Origin of the sequence: Pseudomonas sp. FSL R10-2964 (assembly GCF_009600035.1) — a bacterium.
Taxonomy (GTDB): domain Bacteria; phylum Pseudomonadota; class Gammaproteobacteria; order Pseudomonadales; family Pseudomonadaceae; genus Aquipseudomonas; species Aquipseudomonas bubulae.
The window spans coordinates 54,779-71,629 of sequence record NZ_WIWH01000015.1 but is presented as its reverse complement, the minus strand read 5'-3'; the positions used below and the strand labels follow the sequence as shown (position 1 = coordinate 71,629).

Genomic DNA, 16,851 nt, shown 5'->3' with positions numbered 1-16,851 from the left:
GCAGCCCTCAGGAGGCTTTCCAGCCCACCTGCTGCAACGCTGCCAGCAACCGCTCGGGCTTGAGCGCCAGCACGGTATTGCCACATCCGCTCAGGTCATCCGCACCGAGCATGGCATTGAGTATCGCCTCCTCTACCGCATCCGCAGCCGCCACAAACAGCGCCGAGATGTAATCGTTGTTGACCATCTGCAATGCCGTGGTCGGCTCCCCCGGATGGCCGAAGTTGGCCGCCGGCAAATTGCTGTTGCCCACCGCAAAGGCAATAAAAATATCGCCGCTGGAGTCTTCAGTGCCGCCCCCCACTCGCGCCAGCCCGACACTGGCACGCTGCGCCAGACGGGTACACTGGTGTGGCAACAGCGGCGCATCGGTAGCGATGGTTATCACGATCGAACCCATGCCCGGCACGCCCACATTTTTCTCGCTCTTAAACGGGGACGGTACGTCATCCAGCACGGTACCCACCGGGTAACCCCCCACCCGCAAGGCTTCGCGTACACCATAGTTGGCTTGCACCAGCGCACCGACGGTCCAGCCCCCCTGCTCCGGGCTCAATACTCGCGAGGAAGTGCCAATGCCACCCTTGAACTCGTGACAGATCATCCCTGTGCCACCGCCCACATTGCCCTCCTGCACAGGGCCTGTCCTGGCATCCTGCAGGGCAAGTTGCACATGCTCGGCCGTGACATGCTGGCCCCAGATATCGTTCAGCGTGCCGTCGTAGGTTTCCAGCACCACGGGCATGCACCAGTAGGTGTGCTGCTTGCCCAGCTCACGCTCGGCTGCCACCAGCGCATCGCGCACCACGCCAACACTGTGGGTATTGGTATAGGCAATCGGCGAAGTCAGCAAACCGGCTTCGCGAATCCACTCCAGCCCCGTGGCGTCGCCGTTGCCATTGAGCACATGCACGCCGGCGAAGCAGGGTTGCAGGTGGGTGGCTCCCGCACGCGGCTCAATCACGGTGACACCGGAATGGATGGAAACATCGCCGTTTTCAACGTTGAGGGTGTGATGACCCACTCGCACACCCGGTACGTCGGTGATGGCGTTGTACGCCCCCGGGGTGCCCGAACCGATGGTGATGCCAAGCTCACGGATACGCATGGTGCTTTCTCGTCGTTCGATTAAGTGCAGCCAGTGTAAGAACCTGGCCGGCACTTGACGATAACCCCCATGCACTACCTCCGAGGGGTTACTTGTCCGACTTGATGCTGGTCCACACCCGGGTGCGCACGCGCTCCATTTTTTGCGGCAACGGTTGCACCACATACAGCGACTTGAGCGCCTCGCTGGTCGGGGTCAGATTGGGGTTACCGGTGATGTCCTTGTTGATCAGTGCCAGCGAGTCCTTGTTGGCATTGGGGTAACCCAGAAAATCACTGATCCCGGCAATGACCTTGGGCTCCAGCAGGTGGTTGAGAAATTCGTGGGCCTCTTCGACATTTTTTGCACTTTTAGGGATGGCGAAGGTGTCAAACCAGATCGGTGCGCCCTCCTTGGGCAAGCGCCAGTCCACCACCACGCCGTTGCCCGATTCTTTGGCGCGGTTGCCAAACTGGTAGAAGCTGCCGGAATAACCAATGGCCACGCAGATGTCACCATTGGCGATATCCGTCATGTACTTGGCCGAGTTGAAGTAGGTCACATAGGGGCGGACCTTGAGCATCAGCGCCTTGGCTTTTTCATAGTCGGCGGGGTTCTGGCTGTTGGGGTCCAGCCCCAGATAGTGCAGGGCCAAGGGCAGGATTTCCGAAGGCGAATCGAGCATCGCCACGCCGCAGGATTTGAGTTTGGCCATGTTTTCGGGTTTGAACACCAGGTCCCAGCTGTCCACCGGCGCATCCTCACCCAGCGCAGCCTTGACCTTGGCCGGGTTGAAACCGATCAGCACCGTACCGTACATGTAGGGCACAGCGTACTGATTGCCAGGGTCATTGGTGTCCAGCAGCTTGAGCAGCGCCGGGTCCTGGTGCTGCCAGTTGGGCAGCTTGCTCTTGTCCAGCTTCTGGAACACCCCGGCCTTGATCTGGGTATCGAGGAACTGGTTGGACGGCACCACCAGGTCATAGCCCGAATTGCCGGTGAGGAGTTTGGCTTCCAGGGCTTCGTTGGTGTCGAAGGAGTCCCAGGTGACCTTGATGCCGGTCTGTCTGGCGAAGTCCTTGGGCACGGACGGCAGGATATAGTCCGCCCAGTTATACACCCGCAGCTCGCGCTGTTCGGCCTGTACGGCACTGGCCAGCAGCGTCAGCCCACAAACAGTGGCGCTCATCAAGCATTTCAGAGTGTCCATGGCTCAGTTCCCCGGATTCGGCGTGAGATCGATCGTTGTTATGTTCTGTACACGGCAGCGGCCTGCAAAAGGCCAAGGGCAAGGACGAAGTGGTTTGTTGTTATTGAGTGACGGGGTTGATTCTTGCCGAGAGCCCGGCACGATCACAGAGGGAGGCAGGCCAAAAGGGGACAGTTATGGCCATTGTCGATGTCCGGTTCTATGTCCGAAAAAGCCCCCCTCACCCCGGCCCTGGAGGCCAGAGTGAGGGCGAGCGCACAGGTGGCCCGTTACATGAATCCCGCCCGCAACTCATTCTTCGCCACCTTGTTCGACGCATTCACCGGCAGCGCGTCATGGAAGCGCACCACACGCGGTACCTTGTAATTGGCCATATGTTCACGCGCCCACTGGATCAATCCTGCCTCATCCAGTTGCACACCATGACGCAACACCACGCACGCACACCCTACCTCGCCCATACGCGCGTCGGGTATACCGATTACCGCCACCTGGGCAATGCCCGGATGCTCCATCAGGCCGGCTTCTATCTCAGCCGGGTAACAGTTGAAACCACCGACGATAAACATGTCTTTAAGCCGGTCGGTGATGCGCAGATTGCCCGCGGCATCCTGCTGGCCTATATCCCCGGTGTGCAACCAGCCTTCACTGTCGATGGTTTCAGCGGTGGCCTGCGGGTCTTCAAAGTAGCCCTGCATCACATGAAAACCGCGCAGGCAGATCTCCCCCGTGCTGCCCGCCGGTAAAGCCCGGTTTTGCGGGTCACGGATGCTCACCTCGGTGCCCGGAATCGCCCGGCCACTGGTGCTGGCGATGATCGTCGCCGAGTCAGCAGGGTCGCAAATAGTGGCCAAGCCGCCGCATTCGGTCAGGCCATAGGCCGTGGTCACCACCGCAAAGCCCAGTTCGCTGCGCATGCGCTCGATCAGGATCGGCGGCACCGTCGCCGCGCCGGTCACGGCAATGCGCAGGCTCGACAGGTCGGTTTCCGCCAGCTTGGGATGGGCCAGCATCGACAGGTACAGGGTCGGCGGCCCCGGCAACACGGTGATGCGCTCTGCGGCAATGCGCTGGAACACCGCTTCGGCGTCGAACACCGGGTGCGGCAGGATGGTCGCCCCCGCCAGCAGGCAGGTCAGCCACCCCGCCTTGTAGCCAAAGGCATGAAAAAACGGGTTGATCACCAGATAACGGTCACCGGCCTGTAAACCGATCACCGACACGTATTCGCTAAAGGCCCGAATCGTTTGACCATGGGCGCTCATCACGCCCTTGGGCTTGCCGGTGGTACCGGAGGTAAACAGCAGATCGCTGAGGTCATCGCTGTTCACGCTGGCTGCACGCAACAGCGCGGCAGATTCGCTGGTGGCCGCGCCAATGGCCACAAAACCGTCCCAGTCCAGGCCGGCGGAACTGGCCGCCGTGGTTTCGCCCAGCAACACCAGGCACTTGAGGCTGGCCGGTCGATAGGGCGCGAGCAAAGCCAGGTAATCGGTGCCCAGAAAACTCGGCTGCACAAACAGCAGACGGCTGCCGCTGCGCAGCAAGATATCGGCCGCTTCAGGGCCTTTCATCCGGGTGTTGATCGGCACCATGACCGCCCCCGCGCAATGAATGCCCAGCGCGGCAATGATCCAGTCCCGGCCGTTGGGTGCCCAGATCGCTACCCGGTCGCCCTTGCCAATGCCCTGAGCCATCAGGCTGCGGGTTACGCCCAGGGCCAGGCGCGGCAGTTCGCTGTAGTCGATGCATTGGCCATGTTCTTCAATGGCCGTGCGCCCGGCATGCTGCACCGAGGCGTTGAACAGCAGTTGCGGGATCGAGCGCGGCAGGCTCTGTTGCAGGCTGGAAGTCATCGGTCACTCGTCTGGCAGGTTATTCGGGAAAGCACACGCGCAGCTGTTCGCTGCTGGGCACCGATTGGCACGCCAGCACCCAGCCGTCATTGAGTTCTTGTGGGTCCAGGGCATCATTGCGCAGCATTTCGACACTGCCGCGCTCAACCGTACACATGCAGGTTGCGCAGGAACCCACCAGGCAGGAGCTGGGCGGTTTCAGGCCGGCGCGATGCATGGCATTGAGCAGGGTTTCGCCTTCTGCACAGGGCACTTCGTACTCCTCCCCGTCCAGGCGCACCGACAGCTGGCTGCCGATCACATCGGTGTTGACCGGTGCCGGAGCGGCCACACTGCCCTCTTCCGGCAGCGAGACAAAACGCTCGACGTGGATGTGCCCGTGCTCCATGCCGATGTCGTGCAAGGCGCTGACGGCCGCATCCATAAACGGGCCGGGGCCACAGATATAAGCCTGGGCATGCACAAAAGGCTGTGCCATCTGCGCCAGTTGTGCCACCGCCGGTATGCCCTGGACCGAGTCCAGCCAGTGGATCACTTGCAATCGTTGCGGGTGGGCGCTGGCCAGGGCTTTAAGCTCGGCGGCAAAGATCACCGACGCTTCATCGCGATTGGCGTAAATCAGCAGGATCCGGCCTGTGCCGGCAATCAGCGCCGATCGCAGGATCGACAGCACCGGTGTGACCCCGCTACCACCGCCAAACAGCACAAAGTCATTGTCAAAATGCCGCGGTACAAATACCCCGGCCGGCGCCAGCACTTCCAGCTGGTCGCCCTCACGCAACTGCTCACACAGCCAGTTGGAGGCACGACCGTCACGTACTTGCTTGATGGTGACGCGCAGGGGCTCGTCCTCCAGCGGGGTGCTGGAGAGCGAATAACAGCGCGGCAACCAGCCGCCTTCAAAGGGCACGCGCAGGGTCAGAAACTGCCCTGACTTATAGGTGAACTGCTCACGCAAGGCCGCAGGGACATCGAACACCAGGGAACGGGAGTCCGCGGTTTCAGTCACAATTTGCGCTACGCGCAGGGAGAAATACGCCGGTTGGCTCATATCAGATACTCATCACAAACTGGCCGCTGTCGATCCGCAGCTCGATACCACTGATGGCGCGGGACTCGTCACTGGCCAAAAACAGCACGCTGGCGGCGACATCTTCGGGCAGGCACATGCGTCCCATGGGGTCGGCATCGATGGTCAGGCTCCACGGGTCGAGCCCGGCGGGCAGGCTCGCGGTGGTCATCGGTGTGAGGATGCCGTCAGGGTGCAGGGAATTGCAGCGAATGCGGTATTTGCGCCGGCGGCACAACACCGCCACGGTACGCGACAGGGCAGCGACGGCGCCTTTGGAGGCGCTGTAGGCAACGTAATCATCGCGTCCGGCCACCGCCGCAATCGAAGACATGTTGATAATGGAGCCGCCCTCGCTTTCCTTCATCAGGCTTATGGCGGCGCGACAACCCAAGAAGACACTGTCGGAGTTGATGCGCTGCACCCGTTGCCAATCACTATAGGCGGTATTTTCAATATCGCCCTTGAGCAGGATCCCGGCGTTGTTGAACAGGATATCCAGCCGCCCGTGGTGCTCGCGAACGGTGTCGATCACCCGCGCCCAGTGCGTCTCGCTGCCCGCGTCATGCTCAATAAACAATGCTTGCGCACCGATCTCTTCAGCCAGGGCCAGGCCACCCGCCACATCGATATCGCTGATCACCACACGGGCACCTTCACGGGCGAGCAGCAGCGCCGTTGCCCTGCCCACGCCACTGGCCCCACCGGTAATCAACGCCACCTTGCCTGCAACACGTGCGCTCATAAGGTCACCCTTGCACTGTCTGTGTGAGCGAGCCTGCTCGCGATTGTTGTGCCAGGCTCGTTCCTGCCTGAGGCGGCAAGGCCGGCACGCCGCCCCGAAAACACGCAGTCGGCCAGGGACAAGCCACTGATATACAGGTGCGACGCCACACCAATAGCGGTGCGCCCGGCGCTGAACAGGCCGGCAATCGGCTGGCCATCGGTATCGAGTACAGCGCCGTTGCTTTCATCAACTTTAAGTCCGCCCAGGGTCAGCGCCCCCAGCGGAAAGATCGGGTTACCGACGCTGATATCGCAAGCGTAAAACGGCCCCTTATCCAACACCTGGCGGCTGCCTTCAGACTTGCCGAAAGCATCCGGCCCATCGCCCCGGGCACCGGCGTTGTAAGCGCGCAGGGCACTACTCAGCTCCCCCGCCTGCATGCCGCAAACGCTGGCCAACCGGTCCGGGTTGTCACCCTTGCGCACCTTGAGCAGCATCAAGGCCAGTGCCGGCAGGCTCTGGAACCACCAATAGCCACCGAACAGCGCCTGACGGATTGCCTGTTTGCGCAAACGCGCATCCAGCACCAGCCACGCCTGCCCGCCCTGCTCATCGCACAGCGGCTGGCCAAGGGTGGCACCGTAGACCTCTTCGTTGCAAAAACGCTGGCCATTGCTGTTGACCACAATGCCCTTGGGCCAGCAGTGCGGCGGGTTGATAAAGCGCCAGGCCGACACCCGGCTCAACCGCTCGCTTCGGGCCCCCACCGACTGCCCCAGCAGCAGACCGCTGCCATCGCAACCGGTAGCGCCCACCTTGAAATTGCGCCTGAAGTTGGGCGCATGATCGCGAATCAGCCCGCGATTGAAGATAAAGCCCCCGGTGCTGAGGATAACCGCGCGGCGGGCCCGGATCAGCAACGGCTGGCCATGGTCACGCTCCAGCTGGCTAACTTTGAGGCGCAGGCGGTCGCAGTAACCGGGGGCGAAGTTTTGCAGGCGCTCGGCCCGTGCCGCCAGGCGTGCATGCAAGCGCGCTTCGCGGCTGCCCTCGGGCAGGCTGCAGAACTCGGCACCCACCACCCGCCCGCTGGCATCCACCACCAGCCGGCGTGCCGCCGATTGCAACAGCGGTTGCACCCCGGCCCGCAGACACGCGGCTTTGAGATGTCCATACAGCACCGCGCCACACTGGCCCTTGCCCACCGTACGATGGCCGCGGGGCGCCGGTGGCCGGGTGCCGGCATGGGAAGGCACCAGCTCATTGCCCGAGTAATACAAAAAATGGCCATCGGACGGGTATGAGGTCTTCCCTCCCGGCGGCACGCTATGGGCATAACGCGCGCCGTGGCTTTCAAGCCAGTCAAGATTGCTGACACTGTCATCGCAGAATTTTTGCAGGGTTGCATCGCTGACTACGCCCTGGGTTTCGTGCTTGAGGTAGTCAAACATCGCTTGGGTGCTGTCGGTGAAACCTGCGGCCTGTTGATGCCGGGTGCCGCCACCGGCGTAAACCACACCACCGCTTTTGGCACTGGCGCCACCGCCGGTAAAGCGGTCCGCCACAATCACCCTGGCGCCATTGCTGCTGGCCTCCAGCGCAGCGCAGGCACCCGCCGCCCCCCAACCTATTACCAGCACGTCGCAGGTGTCGCGCCAGTCCCCTGCACTCAGGCGCTCGGCCTGCAAGGGCGCGAGAATTTTGCTGTTGCTGGACGTATGCTGTGCTCGGCTCATGACAGTGCCCGCACCTTGCTGCTGGCCGTAGCCGGCACGCTGCTGGCGATATGATTGGCGGCGATATAACCAAAGGTCATGGCCGGGCCCAGGGTGCCACCGGCGCCCGGGTAGCTGGTGCCCATCACCGATGCCGAGCAATTGCCGATCGCATACAGGCCGGGGATCGGCTGGCCGTCCTCACGCACCACCTGGGCATGCTGGTTGGTCAGTAACCCGCCCTTGGTACCGATATCACCGGCATCCAGGCGCATGGCGTAGTACGGCCCCTTGCGCAACGGCGCCAGGCACGGGTTGGGTTTGATATTACTGTCGCCGTAGTAGCGATCGAAGACGTTGCCGCCGCGATCGAAGTCCAGGTCGACACCCGTTTGGGCGTAGCCATTGACCTTCTGCACGGTGCTGTCCAGCCCCTGCGCATCCACGCCGATCTGCATGGCCAGGGCTTCAAGGCTGTCGGCCTTCCAGTACACGGTGTTGAGCCACTCCTTGCGCAGCCGGCTGTCGGGCATCACCTGGGCCGGCATCATCGGGCCCATGGCGTAGTGGAAGCGAAAGTGCCCGTCGAAGATCACCCACGAAGGCACTGATCGGCCATCAGTCTTGCGATTGTCCTGATACATGGCGTCGACGAATTCCAGGTACGGCGCCGCTTCGTTGACGAAGCGCTGACCCAGGCTGTTGACCACAATAGCCCCCGGGAACGCCCGTTCGGCAAACACCCCGCGGGGTTTTTCTTCGCCGGGTACGGCAATGGTCGGTGCCCACCAGGCCCAGTCCATCAGCGCGGTGGCCGCGCCAATGTGCATGCCGGCCTCAAGCGCTGCCCCGGTATTGTTGCCCGGTGGCGTGGCGCTCCAGCTGGCACGGGTCGGCTGCGGCAGGAACTTCTCACGCAGCGTCTGGTTCTGTTCGAAACCGCCAGAGCCGAAAATCACGGCGCGACGGGCCTTGAGTTCAAGCACCTTGCCGCCGGTGGCGACCTTGATGCCGCACACCCGGTCACCGTCGAGCACCACATCCTGAAAGTCGGTGTTGAGCCACAGCGGCACGTTGCGGTCCATCAGTGAACGACGCAACGACGCCACCAGCGAACTGCCCAACGCAGCGCGGCGGTCGTACTTGCTTTTGCGCCGCCATTTGAAGTCGAGCTTGTAACGCGCCATCAACTTGAAGATCAGCCATTGCCAGCCAAAGCTGCGCGCCATGGCCTTGTGCGCATCGCGGGCCGTCCAGGCAATGCGCCCCATCAACAGGGTGGAGGGTGAAGGCTTGCGCAGGTTGGGCAGCTCTTCGGCCAGCAGGCTGGTGTCGAACAGCTCCGGGTCCAGGGTGCGACCACCCGGCAAGGCGCCGGGCAGTTGCGGGTAGTAATCGGGGTATTTGTCGGCCACCGCATAACGCACGTGGCTGTTGGCAGTGAGCCTTTTGATCATCGGCGCGGCGTGATCCAGATACGCCTTCAGGCGCACCGGGTCGCCATGCTCGCCGGTGGCCGCCTTGAGGTACTGCATCGACAGCTCGGGGCTGTCCTGCCCGCCGAGCGCGGCAAAGTAGTGGTTGTTGGGGATCCAGATACCGCCACCGGAAATCGCCGAAGTGCCACCGTATTTATCGCTTTTTTCGACAATCAGGACCGACAGGCCCTGATCAGCCGCAAACAGGGCTGAGGTCATGGCGCCGGCGCCGGAGCCGACAACAATTACGTCATAGCTGGACTGAGACTGATCGTGAGCCGTCATTATTGTTATGCCTTGCGCTGAGGTCAGAGGTGTTTTGCCGGATGTAGATCAGCCGATCACACAAACGGATCCGCGTTGGGCAGGCCCAATTGCACCAGGCCGTAACTGCGCCGGTAAGCCGCCTCGTTATTGGCGATATGCCCGCGAGCCTGATGCAGGTCACGGAAGAAGCGCGCCACCGGGTTGGTGTTGTACAAGCCCGATGCGGCCATGCAGCGCAGCAGGTCACTGACCCGGTCGGCGCACACATTGGTCACATGGGAAGACTGGTAGCGATACAGCAAGCGGGTTTCCACATCCGGGTATTCCCCGGCGGCGGCCAGCGCCATCAGGTTGGCGTAGTTGCGCATCAGCACCAGTTTGAGCGAGTCGACGGTGATGATGGCTTCGGCCACGGCAGCCTGGGCGGCCGGGTCTTCGGCGGTTTTGGCGCCATGCTTGCCGATGTGCTTGGCCGCGTTGTCACGGAACTCGTTGATCGCGCCTTGCAGGGCGCCGAGGGCCGAGGTAGAGACGGCACGGGCAAACACCTGGGCAAACGGGATGGCGTACATCGGGTTGGTGTTGACCAGCCGCCCCGGTGTGGCTTCGATGCCGTAATTGTTGGTGCGCTGTACTCGATGGGCCGGAACAAAAGCGTCTTCAACGACGATATCGTGGCTGCCGCTGCCGCGCAGCCCCAACACGTCCCAGTTCTGCTCGATACGGTAGTCGCTGGCCGGGATCAGGAAGGTGCCGTGTTCGGTAGGGCCGGTTTCATCTTGCGGCACGATGCCGCCAAGCAGACACCACTGCGCATGCTGGCTGCCACTGGAGAAGCCCCAGCGCCCGCTGACCTGATAGCCGCCCTTGACCGGCGTGACCTTGGCCACGGGCATATAGGTCGAGGCCACCAGCACCGAGCTGTCCTCGCCCCACACATCACGCTGCGCCTCTACCGGGTAACGCGCCAGTTGCCACGGATGCACACCCACTACGCCATAAACCCAGGCGGTGGACATGCAGCCTTCGGCCAGGGTCATCTGGATTTCAAAAAAGGTGCGCAAGTCGATTTCATGGCCGCCCCACTTTTTCGGTTGCAGGGCACGAAACAGCCCGGCTTCCTGCATTTCGCGAACGGTTTCGTCAGGTAGCTTGCAGTCCTTGTCCGCCTGGGCTGAACGGCTTTTAAGCGCAGGTATCAAATTGCGCGCGCGTTGCAGCAGCTCAAGCTCAATCGGACTTTTCTCTCGTATCTGATCCATCCGTGTGTTCTCCGTCAGTCTCTCGCTGCGCGAATGCGCGGGCGGTGTGTGACGAATAATCCCGCCAGCGGGGTTGTGGATCATCGTCAAAGCGGACTAGTCGGGATATCGGGTGAAGGCTGGCCCTCACCCCAACCCTCTGCCAAAGGCAGAGGGAGCTAGCCGCAGGGCAAACGCCAATCAATCCCCTCTCCCTGAGGGAGAGGGTCAGGGCGCTTTTTAAACCACCGGCAATTTCGCAAAAGGCCGATCCTGCTCGATCTGCGCGCCCAAACGCAGCAACACGTCTTCACCGCCCAATGGCGCGGTGAACATCATGCCGATGGGCAGGCCGTTGTCGCTCATGCCCACCGGCAACGACAGCGCCGGCTGCCCGCTGACGTTGGCCAGCACGGTAAAGGCCGCGCTGCCCATGGCGTTGTGGGCATAGCTGTCCCACGGCTGGTTCAGGCTCAGCAGGCCCAGGTCCGGAGTAATGTTGGCCGTTACCGGCGACAGGATCACGTCGTACTTCTGGAACTGCTCTTCCATATAACCGCCAATACTTTCGAACGACTGCCGCGCCCGGTACAGACCCTCTCCAGTGACTTTTTGGGCATTGCCCAGTACCACCTGGGTGATGCGTTCATAGTCATCGGCCGTGGCGCTGCGCCCCAGCACTTGCTCGCGATCGTGCACCATGGTCAGCAAGGCATCGCCAACCACCGAGCCGTGAGCTCCGAACAACTGCCGCGGGTCGATGCTCAGGCGCAATTCTTCAACTTCATGGCCCTGGGCGGCCAGGCGTTTGGCAGTGTCGTCCAGCACCCTGACCACCGCCGGGTCCAGCGGCGAGCCGGTCAACGAGTCACGCACCACACCGATACGCAGACGGCCCGGTGCAGTGCGCAGCTCTTCAACATAAGGACGTACCAGCGGTTTTGCCCAATACGGGCTGCCCGCCTCATGTCCCTGCCCCACGTCCATAAACAGCGCCATATCACGCATATTGCGCGACACCACGTTGCCCACGCTGGCCCCGAACCAACCCTCGTACTTGCCCGGGCCGCTTGGTGTGCGGTAACGCGTCGGCTTGAGCCCGACCAGCCCGCAATAAGACGCCGGAATGCGGATCGAGCCGCCGCCGTCGGTGGCATGGGCCACCGGCACAATACCTGCGGCAACCGCCGAAGCAGCTCCGCCGGACGAGCCGCCGGCGCTTTTGGCCAGGTTCCAGGGGTTGCGGGTCTGGCCCCACAGCAGGGATTCGGTGGTGGTGGTCAGGCCGAATTCCGGGCAGGTGGTCTTGCCAAACGGCACGGCCCCGGCTGCCTGATAACGGTCAATCAGGGTACTGGTGTGGGGCGCTGGTGGCGCGTCCTTGTACAACCTGCTGCCATTGGTGGTGCGGGTACCTTGCAGGTAGGTGTTGAGGTCCTTGATCAGGATCGGCACCCCGGCCAGTGCGCCGGTATTCGCAGTCCCGCTGGCACTGCGGGCCTTGAGCAGTGCCTGGGCGTAGTCGTCATGGCGCATATTGACGGCATTGACCTTGGGGTTGACGGCATCACAGCGGGCCATGGCCGCTGCCAGCAGAGCGTGCGGGCTGAGTTCGCCCTTTTGTACGGCGCGGGCCATGTCGGTGGCATCCATTGCCAGATACTCGGCGGGCGAAATGGCGGTGCCTTCAGCGGCATTGGCAAAACGCCCCAGCAGCCCGGCACCCACGGCCAGGGCGCCCGCTTTGAGGACGTGGCGACGGGGCCAGCCAGTGGATTGTTCAGGTGTTTCGGCAGGGTTTTGCAAGGTCTATCTCCAGAGCAAATCTTGTTTTTATTTAAATAGCAACGCCCCTTGTGGGAGCGAGCCTGCTCGCTCCCACAAGGGCATTTCGGGTTTCAGTCGGCGGTGACCATCGCCTGCATGGCGGGTAAAAAGTGCTCGCCATAAGGCGGCAACAGGCCCCACTCGCGGCGCGGGTCGTGGGCCGCAGCCTTGTACACGGTGCGCATATGGCTGAACTCCAGGAACCCTTCGCGGCCGTGGTAATGGCCCATGCCCGAGGCGCCAATACCGCCAAAAGGCGCATCGTGCAAAGCCGCATGCATCATCACGTCGTTGATGCTGACCCCACCGGAAATCGTGTTTTGCAGCACATGACGCTGCTCTTCTTCACTTTGCCCGAAGTAGTACAGCGCCAGCGGGCGCTCGCGTGAATGGATATCGGCCAGCGCACGGTCAAGCTGCTCATAGGGCAACAGCACCAGTGCCGGACCGAAAATTTCTTCTTGCAGGATCAGGCTGTCGCGGGGCGGATTGATCACCACCTGCAACGGGCGCCTGCGTGTGAGCGCGTCGACCTCAAGAGCCCGAGGGAAGCGCTCGACACGCGCGCCACGCTGGCGGGCGTCCTGCACATAGCCTTCGATACGCTGCAGATGCCGGTCGTTGACCACCGCAACCACGTCAGGATTGGCGTCGGTGGCGGGCAGCAGCTCACTGTAGGCCGCGCCCAGCAGGCCAAGGAAATCTTCCATCTGTTCGCGGGGCACATACACCACGTCCGGGTTGATGCAGATTTGCCCGCCGTTATTGGCCTTGGCCACGGCAATGCTGAAGGCCGCCTTGGCCAGATCGGCGCTGCGGGAAATAATCACTGGCGACTTGCCGCCCAGCTCCAGGGTCAACGGCACCAGATTTTGCGCCGCATTGCGCATCACCGAGCGCGCCACCGCAGTGCTGCCGGTAAACACCAGATGGTCGAAGGCTTGCGCAGTAAACACTTGCGCCAGTTCGGCGTCGCCGGTGACCACGGCGATTTCCAGCGGATCGAACAGCTCGGCAAAAGCCCCGGCAAGCACATCGGCGGTACGCGGCACCACTTCAGAGGGCTTGAGAATCGCCCGGTTACCCGCCGCCAGCACGCAGGCCAAGGGGCTGAGCAAGGTGAACAGCGGCGCATTCCAGGTGCCGAGAATGCCGATACTGCCCTTGGGCTGGTGCATCACCCAGGCCTTGGCGCCCAACTGGTCATAGGGCGCAAACACCTGGCGCGGCTCGTCTGCAACCCAGTGCTCGAGATGGTCGCGGGCGTATTTGAGCGAGGCCAGGGAACCCAGCACGTCATTCATCAACGAAAAGCCCTGGGGCCTGCCGCCAAAGTCGGCATCCATGGCCTCGACCAGCGGCTGCTGGAAGCGCACCAGCAACTCGATCACCCGCTGGATGCGCTCCCGACGCAGCTCGGCACTGACGTGGCCTGCGCCGACAAAGGCTTTTTTCTGCGCCGCCAACAGGCTGGTCAGCTGTTCTGGAGCAGTGCTGCTGAACGTCATGGATAAGTCCTCTGATACACCGGTTCGATCAACCGACGCTAGCGAACTGCGCCCCGCAATGCCTCGTCCGATCGGACGATAATCGGCCATATCCGTTAGTCCATTAAGACGATGTAGCCCCCGCAAGCCAGGGGAATACTGCCAGCACGAAAATTCAATCCATGAGGTTCGTCATGGCAGTGCAAAGCAGTTTTGACCCGCAGGCATTCCGTACCGCGCTGGGCACCTTCACCACCGGGGTGACGATCATCACCACCCAGGCCGAAGATGGCTCGCCCATTGGCATTACGGCCAACAGTTTCAATTCGGTATCGCTCAACCCGCCGCTGGTGCTGTGGAGCCTGGCCAAGTCCGCCCGCAGCCTGCCGGTATTCAGTGCAGGTTCGCACTGGAACGTGCATGTACTGTCGACAGAGCAGGAGCCGCTGTCCGGACGCTTTGCCATGCAGGGCGAGAACAAGTTTGCTGAAATCGAGCTCGATAACGGCATCAGCCCCGCGCCGCTTCTGCAGGACTGCACCGCGAGGTTTCAGTGCCGCACGGCCTTTCAGTATGAAGGCGGCGACCATGTGATTTTCGTCGGGGAAGTACTCGCCTTCGATCACAGTGACCGTGCACCGCTGGCCTTTCAAAGTGGCCAATATGCCCTGGCAACCCGCAAGCCGCGCAGCGAGCTGCGCCTGGCGACCACCCCGCCACCGCCGGAATGCAGCTACACCGAAGACCTGCTCGGTTACTTGCTGGGCCGCGCCCATTACCAGCTGCTCGACGCCCTGCATCGCCTGCTGAGCAATCAGCAACTGGACGAACATGCCTTTTTTATCCTGTCAGTGCTGTGTATTCGCGACAACCTGACCCTGGATGAAATCAATCACTTCGTCAGCTATACCGGGCATGTGGTAAGCGTGGCAAGCATGCGCTTTCTTGAAAAGCAGAACCTGGTCGCCCTCGAAGGCAGCCAGCAGGCGCCACGCTATGTGCTGACCGCCACCGGCCGCGAGGCCTCGCTGCAACAGGTGGCGCTGGCCAAGGCGGTGGAAGAGAACGTGTCGGCCCGTCTCGCTCCCGGTGATGCCCAGGCGCTCAAGGTGCTGCTCAAGCGCCTGATTGCCGCCAGTGATCCCGGCTTGCCCGACCTGTGGGCGCCCCGCTAGCTTTCTACCTAAAAAGGAAAAGGACTTATATGAATATTATTCAGCGCTTCAACCTGACCGGCAGCGTGGCGGTGATCACCGGCGGCGGGCGCGGCATCGGGCGCGGCATCGCCCTGGCCTATGCTGAAGCAGGCGCCGACGTGGTTCTGGCCGCCCGCACCCTGGCCGACGTTGAAGCCGTAGCCGAAGAAGTACGCAGCCTCGGCCGTCGGGCCCTGGCCCTGAGCTGCGACGTCAATGACAGCGAACAGCGCAGCGCTCTGGTCACCCAGGCCCGCGAGCAGATGGGCCGCATCACCCACCTGGTAAACAATGCTGGCGGCGCCGGCCCCAACGATCCGCTGACCCTGAGCGTGGAGCGTTTTGAAGAAATCATGCGCTTCAACGTGTCTTCGGCCTATCACCTTAGCCAGCTGTGCGTGCCGCATATGCGCGAAGCCGGCAGCGGCAACATCATCAATATCACCTCGGGCGCGGCGCGTTATGCGCAAACCCAATTCAGCGCCTACGGCACCGCCAAGGCCGCGCTGAGCCATATGACCCGCCTGCTGGCCCAGGACTTTGCACCGCAGGTACGGGTCAACGGCATTGCTCCCGGCCCGGTACTGACTGCCGCCCTCAATGGCGTGCTGCCGGTGGCCATGCGCGACGGCATGATCAAGGCCACGCCGCTGCAAAGCCTGGGCGAAGTTGAAGATATCGCGGCTGCAGCGCTGTACCTGGCCAGCCCGGCTTCACGCTGGGTCACCGGCAAGATCCTGGAAGTAGACGGCGGCGCCGAATCGAGCGTCTGGCCGGGTTGAGCCACCATCAAACCGTGGGAGCGAGCCTGCTCGCGAAGAAGTTTCGCGAGCAGGCTCGCTCCCACAAGAGGATTTTCTGCATAGCCTCCCGAGAGCCAATTTATGGACACACAGTTGATTGAAGCCCTGGGCGACGAGTTGTTTCACGCCCTGCTGGAGCGGCGCAGCCTTGAGCCATTGACCGCCCGTTACCCGGATTTGACCCTGGACACGGCCTACCGCATTTCCCTGCGTTTCTTGCAACGCCGCCAGGCGCTGGGCGAGCAGGTGGTCGGCAAAAAAATTGGCGTTACCAGCCGTGCCGTGCAGGACATGCTTGATGTGCACCAGCCCGATTTCGGCTTCTTGACCGACCGCATGCAAGTCGCCGACAACAGCGATGTGAGCTTTGCCGCCCACCACCTGGTGCAGCCACGGGCTGAAGGCGAAATCGCCTTTATCCTCGGCGAAGACCTGCACGGCCCCGGCATCACCGCCGAAGACGTAATGGCAGCCAGCCAATGGGTGGTGCCGTGTTTCGAAATTGTCGACTCGCGCATTGCCGACTGGAAAATCCGCATTCAGGACACCGTGGCCGACAACGCTTCCTGCGGTGTGTTCGCCCTGGGCGAACAGCGCATCAACCCGCGCGAGCTGGATCTGGCCAAGGTCGAGTTGCACTTGCTGAAAAACGGCCAGCCCGCCGGTCATGGTTTTGGCTCGGCGGTACAGGGCCACCCCTGCGAGGCCGTGGCCTGGCTGGCCAATACCCTGGGCAAGTTCGACATCCCGTTTCGCAAGGGCGAAATCATCCTTTCCGGCGCACTGGCGCCGCTGGTTCCGGTACAACCCGGCGATGAGGTCAGCCTGACTCTCAGCGGCCTGGGCTCTGCCAACCTGCGCTTTGTGCCCTAACCCCCCTTCGAGACC

Annotated in this window: 13 protein-coding genes; 3 read left to right on the top strand and 10 right to left on the bottom strand. The window is 62.4% G+C overall.

What is annotated here, in order from left to right; all coding sequences use genetic code 11:
* Positions 1-7: 7 nt before the first annotated feature.
* The 10 genes from GHN92_RS10575 to GHN92_RS10530 all read right to left on the bottom strand — a co-directional run bounded on the left by GHN92_RS10575 (position 8) and on the right by GHN92_RS10530 (position 13,985).
* Positions 8-1,108 (bottom strand): P1 family peptidase, encoded by a 1,101-nt coding sequence (locus GHN92_RS10575; protein ID WP_095024615.1) that lies wholly within the window; start codon positions 1,106-1,108, stop codon positions 8-10.
* 88 nt (positions 1,109-1,196) lie between these two features.
* On the bottom strand, positions 1,197-2,297 hold the full coding sequence (locus tag GHN92_RS10570; RefSeq protein WP_153380099.1) for a polyamine ABC transporter substrate-binding protein: 1,101 nt from the start codon (positions 2,295-2,297) through the stop codon (positions 1,197-1,199).
* Positions 2,298-2,566: 269 nt separating this feature from the next.
* Positions 2,567-4,153, bottom strand: a complete 1,587-nt coding sequence (locus GHN92_RS10565) for a FadD3 family acyl-CoA ligase (protein WP_095019854.1) — start codon at positions 4,151-4,153, stop codon at positions 2,567-2,569.
* Between the two features lie 19 nt (positions 4,154-4,172).
* Positions 4,173-5,204, bottom strand: coding sequence for a ferredoxin--NADP reductase (locus GHN92_RS10560; RefSeq protein ID WP_095018485.1), 1,032 nt, complete (start codon positions 5,202-5,204; stop codon positions 4,173-4,175).
* Position 5,205: 1 nt separating this feature from the next.
* Entirely contained in the window at positions 5,206-5,967 is a 762-nt protein-coding gene (locus tag GHN92_RS10555) for an SDR family oxidoreductase (protein WP_153380097.1), read from the bottom strand.
* On the bottom strand, positions 5,964-7,685 hold the full coding sequence (locus GHN92_RS10550) for an FAD-binding protein (protein ID WP_153380095.1): 1,722 nt from the start codon (positions 7,683-7,685) through the stop codon (positions 5,964-5,966). Before GHN92_RS10550 ends, GHN92_RS10555 begins: the two co-directional genes overlap by 4 nt.
* Positions 7,682-9,427, bottom strand: a complete 1,746-nt coding sequence (locus tag GHN92_RS10545; RefSeq protein ID WP_153380093.1) for an FAD-binding protein — start codon at positions 9,425-9,427, stop codon at positions 7,682-7,684. Before GHN92_RS10545 ends, GHN92_RS10550 begins: the two co-directional genes overlap by 4 nt.
* Before the next feature lie 56 nt (positions 9,428-9,483).
* Positions 9,484-10,671 (bottom strand): acyl-CoA dehydrogenase family protein, encoded by a 1,188-nt coding sequence (locus GHN92_RS10540; protein WP_095000073.1) that lies wholly within the window; start codon positions 10,669-10,671, stop codon positions 9,484-9,486.
* A 219-nt stretch (positions 10,672-10,890) separates the two neighbouring features.
* Positions 10,891-12,456 carry an amidase gene (locus tag GHN92_RS10535; protein ID WP_095032529.1) on the bottom strand — a complete coding sequence of 522 codons (1,566 nt, stop codon included), beginning with the start codon at positions 12,454-12,456 and terminating at the stop codon, positions 10,891-10,893.
* A 92-nt stretch (positions 12,457-12,548) separates the two neighbouring features.
* A complete protein-coding gene (locus tag GHN92_RS10530; RefSeq protein WP_095024612.1) occupies positions 12,549-13,985 on the bottom strand; it encodes a coniferyl aldehyde dehydrogenase in 1,437 nt (478 codons plus the stop codon).
* Between the two features lie 173 nt (positions 13,986-14,158).
* On the opposite strand from GHN92_RS10530, the gene GHN92_RS10525 reads away from it, so the two are divergent.
* From GHN92_RS10525 to GHN92_RS10515, 3 genes are all read left to right on the top strand, one after another.
* A complete protein-coding gene (locus GHN92_RS10525; RefSeq protein WP_095000070.1) occupies positions 14,159-15,139 on the top strand; it encodes a flavin reductase family protein in 981 nt (326 codons plus the stop codon).
* Positions 15,140-15,168: 29 nt separating this feature from the next.
* Positions 15,169-15,942: a glucose 1-dehydrogenase gene (locus GHN92_RS10520; RefSeq protein ID WP_095000069.1), complete on the top strand. Its 774-nt coding sequence runs from the start codon at positions 15,169-15,171 to the stop codon at positions 15,940-15,942.
* A gap of 102 nt (positions 15,943-16,044) precedes the next feature.
* Positions 16,045-16,836: a fumarylacetoacetate hydrolase family protein gene (locus GHN92_RS10515; RefSeq protein WP_095000068.1), complete on the top strand. Its 792-nt coding sequence runs from the start codon at positions 16,045-16,047 to the stop codon at positions 16,834-16,836.
* Positions 16,837-16,851: the final 15 nt, after the last annotated feature.